Source organism: Halonotius aquaticus (assembly GCF_003605575.1).
Lineage (GTDB): Archaea > Halobacteriota > Halobacteria > Halobacteriales > Haloferacaceae > Halonotius > Halonotius aquaticus.
This window is the reverse complement of record NZ_QKNY01000001.1, coordinates 120,480-138,917: the sequence shown is the minus strand read 5'-3', so window position 1 is coordinate 138,917 and position 18,438 is coordinate 120,480. Positions and strand designations below refer to the sequence as shown.

At 60.7% G+C, this 18,438-nt stretch carries 22 protein-coding genes; 12 read left to right on the top strand and 10 right to left on the bottom strand.

Translation table 11 applies throughout. From position 1 onward, the window contains the following. Nucleotides 1-83: 83 nt before the first annotated feature. Nucleotides 84-992, bottom strand: coding sequence for a thiamine-phosphate synthase family protein (locus tag DM826_RS00755; RefSeq protein ID WP_120100231.1), 909 nt, complete (start codon nucleotides 990-992; stop codon nucleotides 84-86). Nucleotides 993-1,049: 57 nt separating this feature from the next. Beyond that, nucleotides 1,050-1,631 (bottom strand): dCTP deaminase, encoded by a 582-nt coding sequence (gene dcd / locus DM826_RS00750; RefSeq protein ID WP_120100228.1) that lies wholly within the window; start codon nucleotides 1,629-1,631, stop codon nucleotides 1,050-1,052. Nucleotides 1,632-1,738: 107 nt separating this feature from the next. Between dcd and pth2 the strand changes: the two genes are divergently transcribed. After that, entirely contained in the window at nucleotides 1,739-2,077 is a 339-nt protein-coding gene (gene pth2, locus DM826_RS00745; protein ID WP_120100226.1) for a peptidyl-tRNA hydrolase Pth2, read from the top strand. Nucleotides 2,078-2,276: 199 nt separating this feature from the next. Further along, nucleotides 2,277-4,166, top strand: a complete 1,890-nt coding sequence (locus tag DM826_RS00740) for a carbon starvation CstA family protein (protein WP_120100224.1) — start codon at nucleotides 2,277-2,279, stop codon at nucleotides 4,164-4,166. A gap of 74 nt (nucleotides 4,167-4,240) precedes the next feature. Here DM826_RS00740 and DM826_RS00735 read toward each other — a convergent pair whose 3' ends face one another. Then, nucleotides 4,241-4,849 (bottom strand): hypothetical protein, encoded by a 609-nt coding sequence (locus tag DM826_RS00735; protein ID WP_120100277.1) that lies wholly within the window; start codon nucleotides 4,847-4,849, stop codon nucleotides 4,241-4,243. Nucleotides 4,850-4,917: 68 nt separating this feature from the next. Between DM826_RS00735 and DM826_RS00730 the strand changes: the two genes are divergently transcribed. Beyond that, nucleotides 4,918-5,136: a hypothetical protein gene (locus tag DM826_RS00730; RefSeq protein ID WP_120100222.1), complete on the top strand. Its 219-nt coding sequence runs from the start codon at nucleotides 4,918-4,920 to the stop codon at nucleotides 5,134-5,136. 10 nt (nucleotides 5,137-5,146) lie between these two features. Here the strand turns inward: DM826_RS00730 and DM826_RS00725 are convergent, their stop codons facing one another. Continuing rightward, complete coding sequence (locus DM826_RS00725; RefSeq protein ID WP_120100220.1) at nucleotides 5,147-5,362, bottom strand: hypothetical protein; 216 nt, start codon at nucleotides 5,360-5,362, stop codon at nucleotides 5,147-5,149. A gap of 57 nt (nucleotides 5,363-5,419) precedes the next feature. Between DM826_RS00725 and DM826_RS00720 the strand changes: the two genes are divergently transcribed. After that, a complete protein-coding gene (locus tag DM826_RS00720) occupies nucleotides 5,420-5,737 on the top strand; it encodes a hypothetical protein (RefSeq protein WP_120100218.1) in 318 nt (105 codons plus the stop codon). Between the two features lie 87 nt (nucleotides 5,738-5,824). Further along, the gene (locus DM826_RS00715; RefSeq protein WP_120100275.1) at nucleotides 5,825-6,028 is read left to right on the top strand and encodes a hypothetical protein; all 204 of its coding nucleotides are present in this window, start codon (nucleotides 5,825-5,827) and stop codon (nucleotides 6,026-6,028) included. Here DM826_RS00715 and DM826_RS00710 read toward each other — a convergent pair whose 3' ends face one another. Continuing rightward, complete coding sequence (locus DM826_RS00710) at nucleotides 6,029-7,234, bottom strand: CobW family GTP-binding protein (RefSeq protein ID WP_120100215.1); 1,206 nt, start codon at nucleotides 7,232-7,234, stop codon at nucleotides 6,029-6,031. A gap of 125 nt (nucleotides 7,235-7,359) precedes the next feature. Between DM826_RS00710 and DM826_RS00705 the strand changes: the two genes are divergently transcribed. From DM826_RS00705 to DM826_RS00675, 7 genes are all read left to right on the top strand, one after another. Continuing rightward, the gene (locus DM826_RS00705; protein ID WP_120100213.1) at nucleotides 7,360-7,656 is read left to right on the top strand and encodes a hypothetical protein; all 297 of its coding nucleotides are present in this window, start codon (nucleotides 7,360-7,362) and stop codon (nucleotides 7,654-7,656) included. Next, entirely contained in the window at nucleotides 7,656-8,636 is a 981-nt protein-coding gene (locus DM826_RS00700) for an ArsA family ATPase (RefSeq protein WP_120100210.1), read from the top strand. Before DM826_RS00705 ends, DM826_RS00700 begins: the two co-directional genes overlap by 1 nt. Before the next feature lie 72 nt (nucleotides 8,637-8,708). Further along, on the top strand, nucleotides 8,709-9,038 hold the full coding sequence (locus DM826_RS00695; protein WP_120100208.1) for a hypothetical protein: 330 nt from the start codon (nucleotides 8,709-8,711) through the stop codon (nucleotides 9,036-9,038). Between the two features lie 25 nt (nucleotides 9,039-9,063). Next, on the top strand, nucleotides 9,064-10,818 hold the full coding sequence (locus tag DM826_RS00690; RefSeq protein ID WP_165853213.1) for a PAS domain-containing protein: 1,755 nt from the start codon (nucleotides 9,064-9,066) through the stop codon (nucleotides 10,816-10,818). A gap of 116 nt (nucleotides 10,819-10,934) precedes the next feature. Next, the gene (locus DM826_RS00685) at nucleotides 10,935-11,768 is read left to right on the top strand and encodes an ion transporter (protein WP_233735633.1); all 834 of its coding nucleotides are present in this window, start codon (nucleotides 10,935-10,937) and stop codon (nucleotides 11,766-11,768) included. 108 nt (nucleotides 11,769-11,876) lie between these two features. Then, on the top strand, nucleotides 11,877-12,644 hold the full coding sequence (locus DM826_RS00680; RefSeq protein ID WP_120100204.1) for a response regulator: 768 nt from the start codon (nucleotides 11,877-11,879) through the stop codon (nucleotides 12,642-12,644). A gap of 42 nt (nucleotides 12,645-12,686) precedes the next feature. Further along, on the top strand, nucleotides 12,687-13,598 hold the full coding sequence (locus DM826_RS00675) for a 1,4-dihydroxy-2-naphthoyl-CoA synthase (RefSeq protein WP_120100202.1): 912 nt from the start codon (nucleotides 12,687-12,689) through the stop codon (nucleotides 13,596-13,598). 84 nt (nucleotides 13,599-13,682) lie between these two features. Here DM826_RS00675 and DM826_RS00670 read toward each other — a convergent pair whose 3' ends face one another. The 5 genes from DM826_RS00670 to DM826_RS00650 all read right to left on the bottom strand — a co-directional run bounded on the left by DM826_RS00670 (nucleotide 13,683) and on the right by DM826_RS00650 (nucleotide 18,261). Further along, on the bottom strand, nucleotides 13,683-14,081 hold the full coding sequence (locus DM826_RS00670; protein WP_120100200.1) for a PIN domain-containing protein: 399 nt from the start codon (nucleotides 14,079-14,081) through the stop codon (nucleotides 13,683-13,685). A 4-nt stretch (nucleotides 14,082-14,085) separates the two neighbouring features. Then, a complete protein-coding gene (locus tag DM826_RS13185) occupies nucleotides 14,086-14,352 on the bottom strand; it encodes an AbrB/MazE/SpoVT family DNA-binding domain-containing protein (RefSeq protein WP_120100197.1) in 267 nt (88 codons plus the stop codon). 128 nt (nucleotides 14,353-14,480) lie between these two features. Continuing rightward, entirely contained in the window at nucleotides 14,481-15,257 is a 777-nt protein-coding gene (locus DM826_RS00660; protein ID WP_120100195.1) for an alpha/beta fold hydrolase, read from the bottom strand. 63 nt (nucleotides 15,258-15,320) lie between these two features. Beyond that, entirely contained in the window at nucleotides 15,321-17,372 is a 2,052-nt protein-coding gene (locus DM826_RS00655; RefSeq protein WP_120100193.1) for a helix-hairpin-helix domain-containing protein, read from the bottom strand. Between the two features lie 64 nt (nucleotides 17,373-17,436). After that, a complete protein-coding gene (locus tag DM826_RS00650) occupies nucleotides 17,437-18,261 on the bottom strand; it encodes a DUF5794 domain-containing protein (RefSeq protein WP_120100191.1) in 825 nt (274 codons plus the stop codon). Between the last annotated feature and the right edge of the window lie 177 nt (nucleotides 18,262-18,438).

Genomic DNA, 18,438 nt, shown 5'->3' with positions numbered 1-18,438 from the left:
TCGACGCTCGCAGTTCCGATCCTCACCGCAAAAAGTTCCCCTGACGTACACTCTCCTTTGCAGTTTTCTACGGTGACAGCCGACTACACCACGTCGCGGACAACACTTGCGACCGTCGGCGCGTCAGGGCCGAGCACGTAGGAGATCGGCTCGATCCCGTAGCTGCCGGTCTGATACAGTACGAATGTCTCCGTCAGGTCGGCGTCGGCGACGGCGTCGCCGATGGTCGCCGCTAACTCCTCGCTGGCCTCGGAATCAAACTCGACGGTGCTGTAGCCGGCCGCCTCGAAGTCCTCGATGAGGTCGGCGTCGTAGGCGATATTGAGACCGGCCGACACGTCAACCCCGTGGCTTCGAGTTGCCAACAATACCGAGGCGGCGTGCTCGCTGACGCCGAACTCTGGTTCCGCGGGCACGGTGGCACGGCCCTTGATGTCGAAGATGCGGCCCGGAACGCCCGCTACGTCGTCGACGGTTGTTGCTTCCGGCAGGCACTCAACGAGGTTTGAGCCGACGTTTGGGATCAGCGTTGCAAACCCACTCATGCTCGTCAGCGTGCGCAGCCCGCGGCGGACGGAGGAGCGTACCTGTTCAGTCTGTCGAATGCGGCTGTCCGGATCATGAACAGAGAAATCGATGTCGGCGTCCGCCAGTTCCGGCATGGCGTCCTCGTGCACCTCTGCCAACAGGTCGCCATCCTCAAGTTGGCGAATCAGCACCTCGATCTCGACAAGTGCCTGCACCCGGCTCATGTCGCCGGTCGCCAACCCGTCGGCGACGCGCTCGACCAGCTCGACGACGCGGTCGTCGGCCGCAATGGCCTCGTTGTGGGCAACCTCGCCGTGAGCGTATTTTGAGACAGCTGACTGGCTGATGCCCAGTCCGTCAGCGACCTCCCGTTGGGTGAGCCCGCGGTCACGGAGGGCTTCCGCCAGCAGCGACCGGATCGTCGGCAGGAACTCCTCGACGACCACCTCCTCGATGAATTTCATACTCGGTGTAGGATAGGGAACGGATATCAGTGTCGTGGTTTGTGGTTCATTCGGGATTCAAAGCTCGAATTCGGGGTCGTCCTGAATCTTTGAGGCCTTCGGCCCATCCTGATCTTGGTACTTCGAGCCGCGTTCGGCCCCATAGGGCCGCGTTGATTCGGATTTGAGTTCGGTGAAGACGAGTTGGGAGACGCGCATCCCCGGCGACAGCGCGACCGGCGCGGCCCCGAGATTCGAGAGTTCAAGCGTGATCTGCCCCCGGTACCCCGGATCCACGAAGCCTGCGGTTGCATGGACCACAACCGCAAGCCGACCCAGCGATGAGCGGCCTTCAACGGTGGCAACGAGGTCGGAGGGAATCTCGACGCGTTCTTTCGTTGTGCCAAGGACGAAATCACCCGGGTGAAGGATGAACTCCTCGCCCTCTTCGACGTAGGTTTCCCGGACGTACTCGTCGACCTCATCGGCGTGGTCGGGGTGGATACAAGGAATGTTGGTGCGCTGGAATTCAAGGAATTCCGAACCGAGCCGCATATCGATGCTCGCCGGTTGGACTTGGGTGTCGAGGTCGTCGATGGGGTCGACGACGAGGTCGCCCTCGCCTAAGCGTTCGAGGAGATCGGTATCCGAGAGGATCATGCCTCTCAGAGTGCGGGCAGTCGGCTAAAAACCAACGTAATCCGCCAGCAGGTATCGCTCGCGTCGCCGATCCACAGCCTCTTGCCGACGCCATCGCAACACGGGGTATGAAACAGGTCATCGCTGCTCGCACCGATCTCGGGATGGGACAGGGCAAACTCGCCGCCCAAGTTGCCCATGCGTCGCTGTCGGCCTACGAGGACACCGACCCGAAAACACGCAAAGCATGGAAAGGCGGCGGCCAAAAGAAGGTCGTCGTCAAGGTCGCCGGCGAGGACGCGCTGTTCGAGTTGGCCGAGGCAGCACGCGTCAAGGGGCTTCCAAACGCAATCATCCGTGATGCCGGCCATACACAACTCGACTCAGGAACCGCGACGACGGTCGCCGTCGGCCCCGGTGATGCCGAGCAGGTCGACGATATCACCGGCCATCTCTCGCTGTACTAACGGCAACGCCGAGCAGCGCGCAGCAACTGATTTTCGCTGTTGGGTCTGTTAGGTGGCAGGTGGTAGTTGGTGATTGTGTCGATGGAATCTGAAATATCAGTAAAAATCGGGATGTCAGCCCGGATGAAGACATATTAGTTCATTAAAGTTGGGTAAGGACTAAGTAATGATAAACTGTTCACAGTAATGGTGTTACCGAATGACACAGGTGATCTGGATCATCGTTGCAGCATTGGTAACGTTCACCGTGGGATATCTCGGCTACTCACGGTACCTGTCACAGTTCGTTGAACTGGACGAGGACGCGGAAACACCGGCACACAAGTATGAGGATGGACAGGAGTATGTCCCCTCAAAAAAGCCGGTGTTGCTTGGGCATCACTTCTCAAGTATCGCTGGGGGAGCTCCCATCGTTGGCCCGATTACGGCCGGCGCAGTGTGGGGCTGGGTACCCGCGCTGCTGTGGATTGCGATCGGGAACCCGTTGATGGGGGCCGTTCATGACTTCATTTCGCTGTCGGGATCGCTCCGCCACGAAGGGAAGTCGATCGGATACATTATCGGCGAATATGTCGGTGGCCGTGGCAAACAGATGTTGCTGTGGTTCGCCTTCCTGACGATCATCCTCGTGGTGGCGGTGTTTGCGCTCGTCGTTGGCATCGTGTTTAACGCGTATCCAGAGGTTTCGACAGCGTCCACCGTCTACATCGCGTTAGCACTCCTGTTTGGACTCTATCTGTACCAGTTTGATGGCCCATTTATCCCTGGCACCGTTGTCTTCGTTGCGGGTGTGTTTGCTGCCGTCCGGGTTGGGATAGAGTACCCGATCGCCCTGTTTGAGCCGACTGCCGAACGGACGGCAGAACTCAGTGTCATCGTCCTGTTGGGCGGTGCCGGTCAGTGGGTGCCTGGCGCGGCAGCACTCGGTGCCAACACGGCAGCATGGATCCCAGTTGTGATGGTGTACGCCGCCATTGCCAGCGCACTGCCGGTCTGGATGCTGCTCCAGCCCCGGGATTATCTCTCCTCATTCCTGCTGTACGCAGGTGTCGGCGGTGCGGTCATTGCGATCATCGTCGGGACGCTGCTGGGGACGGCAACCGAGCCGCTCGTGATCGACTCCTCGCTTGGGGCGTTCAACGGCTTCTGGGGCGTTGAAGGCGTGTTCTTACCGCTGTTCCCGCTGCTGTTTATCACGATCGCCTGTGGGACGATCAGCGGCTTCCACTCGCTGGTTTCCTCGGGGACGACAGCCAAGCAGCTGAACAAAGAGACCGACGCCCGACTGATCGGCTACGGCGGGATGCTCGGAGAGGGGCTGCTCGCATCGGTTGCTCTGTCAGCACTCGCCGTGTGGGGCTTCGCAGATCCCGCCGGCGGGATCGGTGCTGCACTCCCGAACTTCGCCTCCGGTGGTGGGATCATCCTCACGAGTCTCGGTATCCCTGAAACGGTTGGTGCCGTGTTTATGGCACTCGTCCTCGTTAGCTTCCTGTTGACCTCAACGGACACCGCGGTTCGACTCGGCCGCTACATGATGGAAGAGATTGTGGGGCTCCCAGCCGGTCAGACTGACACAGGGCTCAATCCGATGCAGGAAGACACTCTGCTCGACAAAATCGGCTCAATTGCCCGTGGCCGTTACACCAATCCGCTGGTACAAACCATTCCAGCCTACCTGCTCGTCGTGTCCGGCCAATGGGTGACGCTGTGGGCCCTGTTCGGTGGTGCCAACCAGCTGTTGGCCGCTCTCGCCTTGCTCACAGGAACCGTTTGGATCGCCAACTGGGATGCGACGAAGCAGCTCGCCACCACCGGTGTTCCGATGGCGTTGATGGTGACCATCACGGTGCTTGGACTGGCATGGTTGGTGTTCTACGAGAACCTGTACAGCAACCTCTATCTTCATTTCACCGGCGCGCTTGCAGAGCCACTTGCGGCAGAAGCACTTGCCTCCTCGGCGGTGCAAGCCATCCTCGGGCTGGTGTTGATTACCCTCGCGTTGTCGTTAGTGCGTATCGGCTACCAGAACATCCGCGAGGTTCGATCCGGAACCGACCGTGCCGCGATGAATCCGAGCGACGACTAGCTTCCTCTCCGCTATTTTTCGTGAAATGGCGTGATCCCTGGAGTCAGAGGTGTGGATTCGCGTCGGTCGCGGTGCTATCGCCAGAACCGCTTTGCAACCTGTGAGAGCAAGCCCTCATCCGAGTCCGGGACATGGTCCCAGAGCCGGAAGGCTGCCGCGGCATCGGCTGTCTGGCTGGCGACACAGTTCTCGGCATCAGGAGCCACAACAACGAGATTCACTTCGTAGTGACCGTAGTAGCCAAACTTCAGTAGTGTTCGATCGCGGAAGTCCGACACGTAGTCGGCGACTGCATCCGGGATGGTCTCAGCGACGACGACGAACGTGAGGTCGGTGCCGTAATGTTCCTCATTCGGTTCGATCCAGGCATCAGCAAGATCATGGCCCTCATCAACGAACGTCTGCAACGTCTCAACGGTTGGCCGATCGATCCGCTGGACAAACAGGTGCTCTTCGGTCTCATGATCGGCATAGCTCAATGCCGGATGGAAAAACTGCTTTTGGGTTTTGGCACGAAACTCTCCGTATAGTTGCCATTGCCGGCCGGCCGCCTGATAGTCCTTTTCGAGATCGTAGTTATATAACAGTCGCCCGGCAACCGACGAAAAATACTCGTCGTCCCACTCGGGGACGGCCTCACGGATCGCTGCTGGTACCTCCTCAGCCTCTCTGCTCACAGCTATGCACACAGCAAGTACATACAAAAACCCGGCGGGGAGATTTAAGTATCGTAAAGCCTACACCATCACTAATGAGTGATAAACAAACTGAAGCCTGTGGTCGGTGTTCGATGTCGACCGTTGTCGACGCCGTTGCCGACGACGAGTCGAACGCGGATCGAGACCCACTCACCGGTGATCAGATCGAGATCTCCGAGACCGCCCTCAGCCGGGTTGCTCCCGGGGCGCGGCTCGGACGGGTGACGACTCGGCTCAATGAACTCGCCCAACAGTTGACCTACAATCGGTAACGGGTGTTACCTACGCCATCGTCACCGCATAGGTGAGCGTGAATACAAGGATCGCTGCCGTTGCGACGTTGATGATCGAAAATGCCACCACGTCAAGAAACGAGAGACCGCCGATGAGCGTCCAGCCGAGCAGCGTCGACAACACAGCGTTCAGCCCAAGGAGCACACGCGGATCGCCATCGGATGTCGCGATCCCCTCGCCAAACCCACCGTCATCAGCACTCATATCACATCATTTTTCGTTTGACACTTAGTTTTTGATGCCGCCGCCCCTACAGGGGGTATGCACCTCTCTAATCGTGACGGCGTCGCCGTTGATCCGGTTCCATTTGTCGTCGTCTCCGGGCTTGCGGCCCTCATGTTGCTCTCGTTTGGGCCGTTGTACGGGCAGGCCCTTGGCGCCCCGTTGTCGGTCGCGCTATCAGCCTCGATCGGGCTGACCGCTGTGGCCGCCGCCGTCGCCTACTACCGACACATCTGGACGGCACAGCCGGCTGTTGACCGCGCGCTGTCGGTCGGGTTGCGCGCCGAACGACTCTTCCAGTTGATGGTCATCCTTGCGGTCGTGTTCGTCGGGCTTGCGATCCCGCTGACCGTCTGATCACGGCAGTCTGGGCCACTCACCGGTTGTGCAGCGATCCTACACAGCACCGGTATCATTGTATCCGTGGCTATGATCACAACCGCCATGGGACTCATTGAGTCGCTAACTGACGCGCTTTCCTCGCCGTCTCCCACCGATCGTCCGGACGATGGTTCCACTGGAGCCTACTGGTGTGATGACTGTGCCAATCGCATCCGGGATGTCGAGGTAGACGGCGAGCCGGTGTGTCCGGACTGTGGCGCGGAGATGCGGTTTGAGCGAGCCACCGGGCGCGACTGTGCCTGCTGATCAGGGTGCTCTGAGAACAGTCTCCTCGCCTTCCTCGGTCGGAAACGGGTGCGTCTCCGGGGGCACAGCTGCCGCTGCGTCAACGAATGTGTTGGTTAGCTCTGTCTCAATGGCTGTCTCGTCGTAGTCGGTGCCGATGAAAACGAGTTCTGTGCGGCGGTCGCCGTGCTCATCGTGCCACGGTAAGTCGGGGCGGTTTGATCGGTACATCTCACGGTCAACGGCTGGGAGGCTGGCGATCCACGGCCCCTGTGCGGTCGCTGTGATCGATGGCCCCGCTTGGCTGATCGTGATCCGGGTGTCGCTACCGGCTAGCCAGACGGTTCCTTTCGCTCGAATCACGCCTGTCGGCAACTCACGGAGAAATGTCGCAAACTGATCCGGGGACACCGGCTGGTGGCGACAGACGGTCGTCGACGAAACGCCGTATACTTCGTCGGGATGGGTGTGCTCGTCGTGGTTTTCGGTGTGATGATCGTGGGTATGTTCGGCTTCTTCTTCGGACAGTGCTCGCTGCCACCCTGGTAGTGAATCGATGGCGGTGGCAGCAAAGCGATCGATTCCGAGCAGTCGATCGGGCGCAACGGCCGAAAACGTGGTTTCGATCTGCGTGGCAGTGGGCTGGAGCCCCCCAACCAGCGATCGGGCTTCGGTCAACTCGTCGTCGGTACACTGATCGGCCTTATTCAACAGGACGACATTCGATAGCTCCACTTGCTCGACCAGCAGATCCGATAGTGGTCGATCGGCGTCGGTGCCTCGGCGTTCCGGCACCGTGGTGTCGCTGAACTGATCGAGAAACAGTGGGGTGTCGAGGACGGTGACAATGGCGTCAACATCGTACAGGGCGGCGACGCGTGATTCGGTCGTGAACAACTGCGCGATCGGGGCTGGCTCGGAGATGCCCGATGGCTCCACCACGAGGTGATCAAATGATCGATCCCGGGCTAGTCTGACGACTGCGGTTTCAAGATCATCCTGTAGCTCACAGCAGATACAGCCGTTCGACAGCTCCGCGACACCGTCGTCAATATCGAGTTCTGAGCCGTCGGCGACGAGTTCGGCATCAACGTTGACCGTTCCCATATCGTTGACCAACACCGCAAGCTCAGTGTCGTCGGCTGTCGACAGCAGGTGATTCACCAATGTTGTCTTCCCTGCGCCAAGACTTCCAGAAAGGAGTGTCACCGGAATCACATCGTTCATGCCGCGTCGTAGCAGGCCGATCCCGTTAACTCTCACCCAGAACTGCGTGTTCCGTGCACGGTGGTGTGTTCAAGCGGTGGTGAATCCGCATCAGATTTTAATTGTTGTTTGTCATGATAGTCGGTATGCGACTCGCTGAACAGATCGATCGATTTCGGACGACGCTGAAGCAGTGGCTTCGCGGGCTCTACCACGGGATGATCACCCATCCGGCATATGAAAAGGTCGAAAAGGAGGCCGAAGACACGGAAGACGCATTCATGCTTGCGTGTTTCCCCGATGCCTTCGGCATCCCGTCGCCAGTGTCATACTACACCGCCGAGCTGCTCCCGTATCTTGAATCTGAGTTTGAGGGGTGGGAACGGCGGCTATGGGATCGTGACTCGTATGTCGAACGGAAGGGACAGCAGTATCACTTCTGATGGAACCGTTTGTCTTCTTCGGCGGCAAAGGTGGGGTCGGCAAGACGACGGTCTCCAGCAGCTACGCGCTCAAGTGTGCCCGTGACGGCCACGACACGCTGGTGGTTTCAACCGACCCAGCACACTCGGTCGGCGACGTGTTCGATCAATCGTTCGGCGATGAGGCCACCCCGGTCGACGGCGTCAAGAATCTCTGGGCGATGCAGATCGATCCGGACGACGAGGTCACTCGCCATCTCAACGAGCTGCGACAACAGCTGTCCGAACAGGTATCAACGGCGATGGTCTCGGAGATCAACCGCCAACTAGAGATGGCTCATGGGACACCAGGAGCCTACGAGGCAGCACTGTTCGATCGGTTCGTCGAGGTGATGCGGAATGCCGAGCCGTATGACCACGTTGTCTTCGATACGTCCCCAACTGGGAGCACACTTCGGCTGCTCGGGTTGCCGGAGTTGCTGGAAGACTGGATCGACCGGCTGATGCAGAAACGGAAAGTCAGCATCGATCTGTTTGAGAAAGCAGCCGTCGGGAACAACGAGCCGCGACGCGTCATGGAGGGTGATCCGGTGTTAGCGCAGCTACAGGAGCGGAAATCTTTCTTCGAGTTTGCCGGCGAGACCCTCCGGTCAGATGCAGCGTTCTTCCTCGTCTTCAACCCTGATGAACTCTCACTCAACGAAACAGCGCGGGCGATCAGTGATCTCGAAGCAAGCGATCTGTCGGTTCGTGGCCTCATCGCCAACAAGCTGACACCCGCCCCGGATGACGATGAAACCGGCCGCGGTGCGCAGTATCTTCGCGACCGGATCGCGACAGAATCCAAGCGACTTACCCGCGTCCGTGAGGAGTTTGCTCCGGAGCTTGTTGCGACAATCGAAACCCGAACCGCCGAGGTGAAAGGTGATCTGTTGGCAGCGGTTGCCGATGAAATCGAGATCGACACCACCGTTGACCCGCCATCAGCGGTAGAGCAGTAGTACGCAGCAGCCGGCCACAGGCATCGATAGGATCCACAGGATTTGAGTTCTACCCATCAATACACTCCAACTATGCTCGATGAGGGAGCGGTGCTCGATACCTTCCCCGACAGCCCGGTGCCAACTACCGCGTTGGCTGATCTGGAGCGGCATGATGCGATCCTGACGGCCATTCCGATCACAGCCGAAGCCCACGGTGGCCGGGAGGTGTCCGAACGGGTGTTAGTCCAGACAGAAGCCGCCGCCATCGTTGCCGTCTACGCGGATGACGGCTGGACGGTCGACCACCGTGTCACCGCGGCCAACCGCGACAGTGGCGAGGTTTTCCAGGAGGCGATGCTCCGCGCGCAAGGCGACAGCAGTCTCGTCGAATCGCCGGATGACGCCGAGGCAGCGCGCTAAGTTGACTATTTGAGACACGCTTACGATGACACCGCCAACGGCTACCGACGATACGATCCCTGCCCAGAAAGATCCGTTTGTCGTTCACGATGACGGCGCGGTCGTGTACGCCAACGACACCTGTCTCTCGTTGCTTGGCAGCGAATCTCCGGATGAGGTCATCGGAGAGCAGCTACTCTCCTTCGTCTGTGAGCGCTACCACGAGACGCTCGCCGAGCAGTTTCATCGACTCACAGCCGACGACGCTGACGCGTTGGGGATGGTCGTCGAACTCAAGCCATTGCATGGATCGCCCGCCCGGATCGTCATTGTGACATCGCCCGTCGAGTGGAACGAGACGACCATGCTCCAGAGCACGCTGCTCGATATCTCCCAACAACTCGCCGCGGAGCCGCTTATCGAGCAGGCGATAGATGCTGCGCCGGTTGGGATCACAATCGCGGATGCGAGAAAGACCGACGAGCCGCTTGTCTACGTGAGCGAGGAGTTCGCCGAGTTGACCGGCTACGCTGTGGAGGAAGCCCTCGGCCAGAACTGCCGGTTTTTGCAGGGAGAGAACACCCGGGAGGAACCGGTCGCGAAGCTGCGGGCTGCCATCGATGCCGAGGAATCCGTGAGCGTCGTCCTTCGGAACTACCGGGCCGACGGCTCGATGTTTTGGAACCGTGTCACGATTACGCCGATCACTGGGACAGACGGCACGGTGACACACTTCCTCGGCTATCAAGAGGATGTCTCGGAGATGAAGCTGTACCAACGCGAAAAGAGCATCTTCGAAAAACACGCCGATGCTGCCCCGTATGCCATGTTTATCACTGATCGTGAGGGGAGCATTCAGTACGTCAATCCGGCCTTCGAGCGGACAACAGGGTACACCGCCGAGGAGGCGATCGGGCAGAATCCACGGCTGCTCAAATCCGACCAGCAGGGCGAGGGGTTCTACAAGCAGCTCTGGGAAACGATCACGGCCGGCGAGGTGTGGACAAGTGAGCTCACGAACCGGGCGAAATCCGGGGAGCTCTATCAGGTGAAACAGACGATCGTTCCGATCGAAAACGAGTACGGGGAGATCACTCATTTTGTCGCCATCGAGCGTGATATCTCCGAGACGGAGTTCGCCGAGCAGCTGTTTGACGTGATCAATCGCGTGCTCCGGCATAACCTCCGCACCTCGATCAACGTTATCGACGGCTACGCCGACATATTGGAAGACAACGTCGACACACCAACGACTGTTGCCGCGGCGGAATCGATCACCGAGCGCACGGAGGCCCTCAAGCAACTGAGCGAAAAAACGAGTCATCTCCGCGAGCTCATCGACAACCGGGATAACCGCCATGTTGTCGACCTCGCCACGGTAACCGAATACATCGATGCCTGTCAGCGCGAGTATCCGGAACTCACAGTCGATCTCAGCGTCACTGCCGACGAGAGGGTTGGGATGAAAAACGGTGCGTTGCTCAAGTTGGCGATCAAGGAAGCCATCGAGAACGCGGTTGCGCATAACGATACCGACAACCCACAGATCGACATCACGATCGACCGGCCCGATGGCGGCGATGAGATCAGTATCGAACTCGCCGACAACGGGCCCGGAATCCCAAACGAGGAGTGGGATGTCATCGTAGCCAATCAGGAAACGCCGCTTCGCCACGCGAGTGGGATCGGGTTGTGGCTGATCTACTGGGGGATCACCGCTCTCGGTGGCACAGTTGAGTTGACACAAAGCACGGCCCACGGGAGTACATTCATCTTTCGCGTCCCGGTCGTCCACGAGTAAGCCGCCACTGACGGCAGCATCGGTTCCGGGTGAGGTGTATCTCGGGCTGTGAACAGGCTAGTCGTGCCCCAACAGTCAGGTAGCCACAGAGAGATACCACACTCGTGTCGCTGCTGGTGGCCCCAATCGATCGGATCGCCTTCCTGCTTCGGGATCGCACAACCCCGGCTGGGCGGGCGACCAACGCCGCCCTCTACGCGCTGAACACCGTGTTTGTGCTGCTGTATATCGCCTCAACGTACGATCTGCCGGTGGCGTGGCTTGCGGCGATCCGCACCACCGAGGTCGGCCTCGCCGTTGTCTTTCTCGGGGAGTACGGCATCCGAATTCGGGCAGCCGACGATCCCTGGACGGAGCTGACCAACCCCTACACCGTGCTTGATCTGCTTGCAGTGGTGCCTGTCTTGGTGACCCAAGGCATCGGGATCGGCTTTCTTCGGGGGTTGCATACGCTCCGCATCTTTCGATTTCTGCGGCTGTTGATCGACGAACAGCAGCTGCTCGGCCGCCGGCTCTCGATCCGGGCCGTCCGCCGGCTGGAGCTCTCGGTGACGATCTTTCTGATCTTCTTTCTGTCGACCGGGTTCATCTACGCGGTCGAGGGCGGCGTCAACCCTGCGATCTCGAACTTTGGTGACGCCTTCTACTACACCGTCATCGCCGTCTCGACGGTCGGCTTTGGTGATATCATCCCGGTGACTGTCGCCGGCCGGTGGATCACTGTGCTGGCCGTGTTGGTCGGATTCGTCCTGATTCCGTGGCAGGCAACCCGGCTTCGCCAATCAACGGCTGACGAGGATGGTGACAACTGCCCTCGCTGTGGCACGGCTGTCGCCGACACCGATCGATACTGCCGGCGGTGTGGGCGTCGATTACAGCCCGAGACAGCATCAATGGACGATCATCATGAGACCGACAGCGACAACGGTGGTCGACGACAGTCACCGTAGCGGGTCACCACCGGTATTTTAGTTTTTTCTCGCCGCTGTACTCGTTACACACGATCATTCTGAGAAGATCGATTTTTATAACGGCAGGTAGCAATACCCTGATAGTTCATGCTGGCCCCGATTACCGTGCTCCACGTCGAAGACGACAGCCAGTTTGCGGCGTTGACACGGCGGGGGCTTGAACGCGAGGCTGCTTCGATCACCGTCGAGACCGTTGCCGACGCCAACGCAGCCTTCGATCGGATCGCGGCCGACCGGCCTGACTGTGTCGTCTCCGATTACCAGATGCCCGGCCGCAACGGGATCGAGTTCCTCACCGACCTCCGGGCGGAGTATCCCAACCTTCCGTTTATCCTGTATACGAGCAAGGGCAGCGAGGCGGTCGCCAGCGACGCCATCTCAGCCGGCGTGACTGACTACATCCAGAAGGACGCCACGACCGAACAGTACGAACTCCTTGTCCGGCGGATCGAGCAGGCGGTCGCTCGAAGACGCGCCGAACGCGACTACCGGGAGATCTTCGAAAAGGTGCCCGCCGGCTTGGTCGTCCACGATCCCGAGACCGGTGCAATCGTCGACGCCAACCGTCACTTCTGTGAGCGGCTCGGCTATGACCGCGAGGAGGTCATCGGGATGACCGTCGGTGATTTTTCCGCTGGCGAACCACCATACGAGGCCGCGACTGGTCGCAACAAGATTCAGGAGGCCGCCGATGGCGAGCCCCAACGGTTCACGTGGCGCGACCAGACCAGCGACGGCGAGACGTTCCCGGTCGAAGTCGTCCTTGAACGCACGACGATCGGCGGGCAGGAGCGCGTCCTCGCATTCGTTCGTGATCTCAGCGGCGACGAGCCGGACGTGACTGAGGCCCCCTGACCGATCGGCTGGCTTTTTGTCGTCGCCGCCGCATCTGTGAGTATGGTTTCGGCTCTCTTCGATCCTGACCGCTGGGAAGCGGTCGCCGACTTCACGTTCGACGATATCACCTACCACCGCGGCAGCGACGTGCCGGCGGTGCGGATCGCCTTCGACCGCCCCGAGGTGCGCAACGCCTTCCGGCCCGGCACAGTCGACGAACTCTACACCGCCCTTGATCACGCCCGGAAACAGGCCGACATCGGCTGTGTGTTGCTGACCGGCAACGGCCCCGCAGAGGATGGCGGCTGGGCGTTCTGCTCCGGCGGCGACCAGTCGGTGCGGGGTGGCTCTGGCTATGAGTACCGCGACGACGATGAGGCGGGTGCGGACGATGATCCAGCCGTCCAACAGGCCAAGGCGGGTCGACTCCACATCTTGGAGGTGCAGCGGCTCATCCGCACGATGCCGAAACCCGTCGTCGCGGTGGTGCCGGGCTGGGCGGTCGGCGGCGGCCATTCACTGCACGTAATCTGTGATCTCACACTCGCCAGCGACGAGCACGCCAAATTCCTCCAGACTGACCCTGATGTGGCCTCCTTTGATGGCGGCTTCGGCTCGGCGTATCTCGCCAAACAGATCGGCCAAAAGAAAGCCAGAGAGGTGTTTTTCCGTGGCAAAACCTACAGTGCCGAGGAAGCCGCCGACATGGGGATGGTCAACGAAGCGATCGCCCATGAGGAACTGGAGGACGTGGCGCTGGAGTGGGCCGCGGAGATGACAGCGAAGAGCCCAACGGCGATGCGCATGTTGAAATTTGCGTTCAACGCGACCGACGACGGGATGATGGGCCAGCAGGTCTTCGCCGGCGAGGCGACGCGGCTGGCCTACATGACCGACGAAGCGAAGGAGGGACGAGATGCGTTCTTAGAGGGTCGGGAGCCGGATTTCGATGACTTCCCGTGGCATTACTGAGGTAGTTGACACAATCGTTCGGCAGTCGGCTGAATCGAGGAAATACATTGCTGCGTCGGCATCACTCCGGATTCTGTCATCCGATTACGAACCAAGTTCGTTGAGCGGAATTCGATCGAGTTCGATGGTATCGTAATCCTGCTCAGTGGATAGCACTGATTCGTCGGTGACAATCGCAATCCCGGCATGGATCGCGTCGAACGGCGTAAACTCCTGCTCAGCGGCCAGTACGGCGGCAGTGAGTACCGCTTCTTCGTGTTCTTGCGGTCTGACAGGAACTAACTCAACGAGGTCGGCGACCACACGACCGACATCGACGGTGTAGTCGGCAGCCTCCTCATCGTATGCGAGCATAAGAAATTCGGTGTAGGCAGTGATCGACGTATGAATCCCCTCGTACTCTTCCAGTGCGTCGTGTGCGGCGTCCTGCAGCCAGTCGTCTTGTTTCGCAAGACTGAGCAGAAAGTCGGTTTCGACATACATGCTGCTACTCTGATGACTGGCGGTCGCGGTCGTTGATCTCGGCGGTTATTTCGGCCGTCGCCGTCGCAATCGCTTCTCCCTCAATATCATCGTGGTCGATGTCCGCGAACGCATCGCCGACGGCATCTCGAAGCCCTTCGATCGGGTCGTCATCGACCGGTAACAACACGACGTGGGTCGGAAGTTCGACGATCCGGTAGCGATCCCCGTAGCGATCCCGCACATCTTTTGGGAGGTAGATCCGTCCCCGCTCGTCGGCTGTTGTTCCCATGAATAGTAGTACGACCGTGTCTCACGTAATATTTTCCCGTATAATTGGGGGTGTCGACGTAGAGCTGACCACTACAAAACAGTCAATAGCTGTCGAGGACGGCCACCTGCGAAAAAGTCACGCGGCCGCTATTGCCCGACAGCAGCAGGATCGTCAACGAACGTCGTCACTAACTCCGCCACATGTTCCGGTTCCGACAGCAGGCCAAGATGACCGACATCCTCGATTTCGATGAGGCGACTCCCCTGGTGGGCGTCGGCGACGGCACGGGCTCCCTCCGCGAGATGTTGTGGGCCATGCTCACCAGTCAGCAGCAGCGTCGGGGTCTCGAAATCGAGTGGCGGCAGCTCAAAGGCTTCCACGGCCTCCAGTTCCCGAATCACCGTATCGATCCAGTCCATGTTGATCTGCTCGGGCCACCACGGCATCGCCGTCACGTCAGGGATGCCGCTGCCGGCCTCGAAGAACAGTTGCATCGCCTCGGCTTTGGTTCCCTCGTCGACCAGCGACTGAACCTGCGCGCTCAGCGGCGTCTCGGCTCCATCGCCGACTGTGACCGCCGGCTCATACAGGACGAGTCGACTGATATCCAGCGTTGGTGCGGCCGCCAGCGCGACCAACCCACCGAAGGAGTGGGCCACCACCACCGGGTCGCTGTCGACGGCGTCGACGAGAGCTTGTAGATCGGCGACCTCCCGATCAAGACTGTACTCGTCGCCGTCGCCGCTGGCCCCGCGACCGCGGCGATTTGGGACGATGACAGTGTAGTCGGCAGCGAGTTGAGAGACGATCGGCTGGAGACTTTCGCCGGTGGCGGCACTCCCATGCAGGGCGATCAGTGGTGGGCCATCACCGTAGTGTTCGAAGGCGATCTCGGTGTCGTCTGCTGTGGTGACCGTTTCCATACAAGCAAGTGGTGACTCCAGTGGCAAGGATCACTCGATCGGGGACGATATCCTCGCTCTCGATCAAAATTTTGCCAACAACGAGTCATAGAAGTCGCCGTCTTCGTCGGCAGCCAGCTTCTCGACAATGAGCTCCGGTGTTGACCGCGCGAGATGTTCCTTCACGGGCGAGCGATTTACCTCCAGTTCGCCGTCAACGAGCCCGACGGCTTCGATCCCGTCGACAGCAACGTCGATGGCGGCGGCCTCGCGGATCTCACGAGCCAGATGGGAGACGAAGACCGCGGCGGTCTCCTGTCGGTCGAGGGCTTCGAGGATGCCGGCGATGAGCTTCGCGCTCGCGCCCGGCTCGGTGATACTTTCCAACTCGTCGACGAGGACGAGCCGACCGTCCGCACCGGCGACGAGGTCGCCGAAATCCTGGAGTGTGCTCTCGAAGGCCCCGGCGTCGAGGGTACCCTGTGATTTGGCGTAGTAATGCAGCTCAGAGAATCGTGACAGCTGAACCGCCTCAGCCGGCACCGGCAGTCCCATCTGGGCGGCGATAACGATCAGCCCAACCAGATCAAGCAAGGAGGTCTTTCCGCCGGAGTTGACACCCGACAACAGTGTCACCCCCTCGACGCTGTAGTCGACCGGCTCGACAGCCTCGAAGTCAACATCAAGGATGGGTGACCGCCCGCCCTCGATGACGAACCCCGGCGTGGACGCGGCGTCCTCAGAACTATCGGTATCACCATCGTCATCAGCACCATCGTCGGCAACGTCTTCGTCAACAGCGTCGCCGACGAACTCCGGCATCGTACAGTCGAAGTCGCGGGCGAAGGCGGCGATCGCCAACTCGACATCGAGTTCGAGCGCGTTGCGAACCAACTCCTCGGCCGGTGTTTTGAGCGCTGCGAGGTCGTCGGCAAGGTCAGCTTTCAGTTTGGTCGACCGGCGGTCGCGGGCACTTGTTAGCTCGGTGTTGAGCCGCGAGACGGCGTCGTCGCGCCGGGAGACAGGAAAGGTCGGCTCGCCACCGAAGATATGCTCGGCCAGCTCGGCCTCGTGGTCGGTGAGCGCGAGGCTTTCGGTGAGGTGGTCGTGGGCTTTCTGCAGGGCGGCGTCAAAGGCGTCATCAAGCTCACGGGCCAGCAGGGAGTCGACGCGAGCCCCCTGTTCGACCAGGGAGAGGAAATCCTGCCCTTCGATGGTCACGTCGCGTTCCTTGATCGCTGCTCTGAGATGGTCGTTGGCGACGGATTCGGCCGTTCCAACGGCAGCGTCGAGATCGTCGACAGCGGTGGCCAACCGCTCCAGTTCCTCGTCGCCGACGATGGTGCCGTCCTCGTCGACCCGCGAGAGGCTCTCGGTCAGCGCGTCACAATCGAGCGGCGGCTCCAACTCGCTTGCCTCGTGGACACGAACAGCCGCCAGCAGCGTCTCGCGGTTCTCGGCAAAGAAGGCCAACAGTCGTTCGGGGACGACATCCTCCGGCGACTCCAAGGCATCCGGCTGTACCCGCACATCGCCGCTGAAATCACCGCCGGCGAAGGCCTCATCCAGGACGATCACCGTTGAATACGATCGGGCCAGCTCCTCGATGTCGTGGCCGTCGTCGACGACCTCCGCGGAGAGTTCGGGGATCGCCTCGCGGGCGGCGGCGTAGCGTTCGGCGTCAGTCGTTGCTAAACATCGTTCGCGGACGCGGAGCCCGGACGGTGTATCGAGGGGGGCAACATCGGCCAGTGCCGCCCGAAGCTCGGGTGTCGGCTCTCGTGTGAGGGCGTTGTCGACCGTGGCTCTCACCTCCTCGATGCGGGAGCCTTGGGTTGCGGGATACAGCGTTTCCAGCCGCTTTTTTGCGTAGGTGGTGACCGCACGCTCTTGGAGGAGTTCGAGAACCGAGTCGTACAACTCGCGGGCTTGGTCGGTCGCCAACAGCCCGCCGGGATCGTCGTGTCGCTGCCGGATCGCCCCGCGGGCGATGGCAGCCGCCCGCCCCTCGCTGATGCCCGGCGCGTCCATCAGCGTTAGCACGTCACCCTGCTGTAACGCGGTTTCGGGATCGTCAAGCTCGGCTAAGGCGTCGGCGGTCTTCTCGCCGACACCGGGGATCGATTCGAACGCCATTCGCCTGCGAGTCTCGGGGGCGACGACTAAAGAATACGGGTCATGCTGTCGAGCCTACGCGCGCTCACAGCCAGGGTGCACGGGCGGTGTCTTCCGGCGCGTAGTCGGTATCAGTCGCCGACTCCGGGGGCTCCTCGGCGTCCTGCTCGGGCTCATCGCCGCCGTCGGGCGAGTAGGCCAACAGCCCTGAGACGATCAACACCGCCAACGCGATCGGCGCGTCGGTATCAAGGACGCCAACCACCGGCAGCGCAAACACGCCGAGGGCGACGGCACTTCCGAAGCGGAATCGATCGAGATCAACGACGCCACGGAGCGCGGGTGCGGCGAGGGCCACCGCGAGTGCGAAGCCGACGCCGATGGCGGCGGTGATCGCTGCCCGCGCCAGCAGCTCGCCGTCGACAACGAGTTCGACGGTCAGCGCTGACGGGCGAATGCTGGCCAACAGCCCAAGCAGGATGATCACACCCGGCGACGGAAGGTAGTCGCTCACCTTCGCGCTGACCGTTCTGGCGGCGATCGCCAAGATGACGACGCCCGCAAACCGCTGGAAGACCGCCAGCTCAAGGGCACTCTCGATGGTTGGGGCGATCACCGCCTGGAGCGCGGCCAACGGGATCAGCCCCGCACCGATCAGCAGCACCGACCGCACCATCGATCCCCGGCTCTCGTCTAACTCCGCGAGGATGACCGCGACGGTTGCCGACCCACCGAAGACTAACAGACCGGTCTCAAGCATCCCGACCGTCGTCTCAAGGGTGCCGGCCAGCAGCAAGGCGACGAACAGCCCATCAAGTAGCGGCAGTGCCATCACCGTCGCCAACAGCACCGTCGCACCGCCGACGCGCTGCTCGATGGTGAGGGCAACCGGGTGTTCCGAGACACTCATCGCGGATTAGGGGCCGTCACCATCGGCCGAACGGTGTTCCCGTCGTAATCGGTCGTTGCGCCGACCGCCGACAGCGAACGTGACTCCCAGTATCGCCGAAAACAGCGTCCACGTCTTTGTCGGATTTGTTCCAGCAGGTGAGCCGCGCTGCTGTGCAACCCGAAGCGACGTGGAATT

Excerpts from the sequence above, each read along its gene's own strand:
- DM826_RS00720 (WP_120100218.1), top strand. The coding sequence starts at position 5,420 with ATGCACCTCTCTAATCGTGACGGCGTCGCCGTTGATCCGGTTCCATTT.
- DM826_RS00725 (WP_120100220.1), bottom strand. The coding sequence starts at position 5,362 with ATGAGTGCTGATGACGGTGGGTTTGGCGAGGGGATCGCGACATCCGAT.
- DM826_RS00715 (WP_120100275.1), top strand. The coding sequence starts at position 5,825 with ATGGGACTCATTGAGTCGCTAACTGACGCGCTTTCCTCGCCGTCTCCC.
- DM826_RS00650 (WP_120100191.1), bottom strand. The coding sequence starts at position 18,261 with ATGAGTGTCTCGGAACACCCGGTTGCCCTCACCATCGAGCAGCGCGTC.
- pth2 (WP_120100226.1), top strand. The coding sequence starts at position 1,739 with ATGAAACAGGTCATCGCTGCTCGCACCGATCTCGGGATGGGACAGGGC.
- DM826_RS13185 (WP_120100197.1), bottom strand. The coding sequence starts at position 14,352 with ATGGGAACAACAGCCGACGAGCGGGGACGGATCTACCTCCCAAAAGAT.
- DM826_RS00660 (WP_120100195.1), bottom strand. The coding sequence starts at position 15,257 with ATGGAAACGGTCACCACAGCAGACGACACCGAGATCGCCTTCGAACAC.
- DM826_RS00700 (WP_120100210.1), top strand. The coding sequence starts at position 7,656 with ATGGAACCGTTTGTCTTCTTCGGCGGCAAAGGTGGGGTCGGCAAGACG.
- DM826_RS00695 (WP_120100208.1), top strand. The coding sequence starts at position 8,709 with ATGCTCGATGAGGGAGCGGTGCTCGATACCTTCCCCGACAGCCCGGTG.
- dcd (WP_120100228.1), bottom strand. The coding sequence starts at position 1,631 with ATGATCCTCTCGGATACCGATCTCCTCGAACGCTTAGGCGAGGGCGAC.
- DM826_RS00680 (WP_120100204.1), top strand. The coding sequence starts at position 11,877 with ATGCTGGCCCCGATTACCGTGCTCCACGTCGAAGACGACAGCCAGTTT.
- DM826_RS00730 (WP_120100222.1), top strand. The coding sequence starts at position 4,918 with ATGAGTGATAAACAAACTGAAGCCTGTGGTCGGTGTTCGATGTCGACC.
- DM826_RS00755 (WP_120100231.1), bottom strand. The coding sequence starts at position 992 with ATGAAATTCATCGAGGAGGTGGTCGTCGAGGAGTTCCTGCCGACGATC.
- DM826_RS00690 (WP_165853213.1), top strand. The coding sequence starts at position 9,064 with ATGACACCGCCAACGGCTACCGACGATACGATCCCTGCCCAGAAAGAT.
- DM826_RS00670 (WP_120100200.1), bottom strand. The coding sequence starts at position 14,081 with ATGTATGTCGAAACCGACTTTCTGCTCAGTCTTGCGAAACAAGACGAC.
- DM826_RS00740 (WP_120100224.1), top strand. The coding sequence starts at position 2,277 with ATGACACAGGTGATCTGGATCATCGTTGCAGCATTGGTAACGTTCACC.
- DM826_RS00655 (WP_120100193.1), bottom strand. The coding sequence starts at position 17,372 with ATGGCGTTCGAATCGATCCCCGGTGTCGGCGAGAAGACCGCCGACGCC.
- DM826_RS00705 (WP_120100213.1), top strand. The coding sequence starts at position 7,360 with ATGCGACTCGCTGAACAGATCGATCGATTTCGGACGACGCTGAAGCAG.
- DM826_RS00675 (WP_120100202.1), top strand. The coding sequence starts at position 12,687 with ATGGTTTCGGCTCTCTTCGATCCTGACCGCTGGGAAGCGGTCGCCGAC.
- DM826_RS00710 (WP_120100215.1), bottom strand. The coding sequence starts at position 7,234 with ATGAACGATGTGATTCCGGTGACACTCCTTTCTGGAAGTCTTGGCGCA.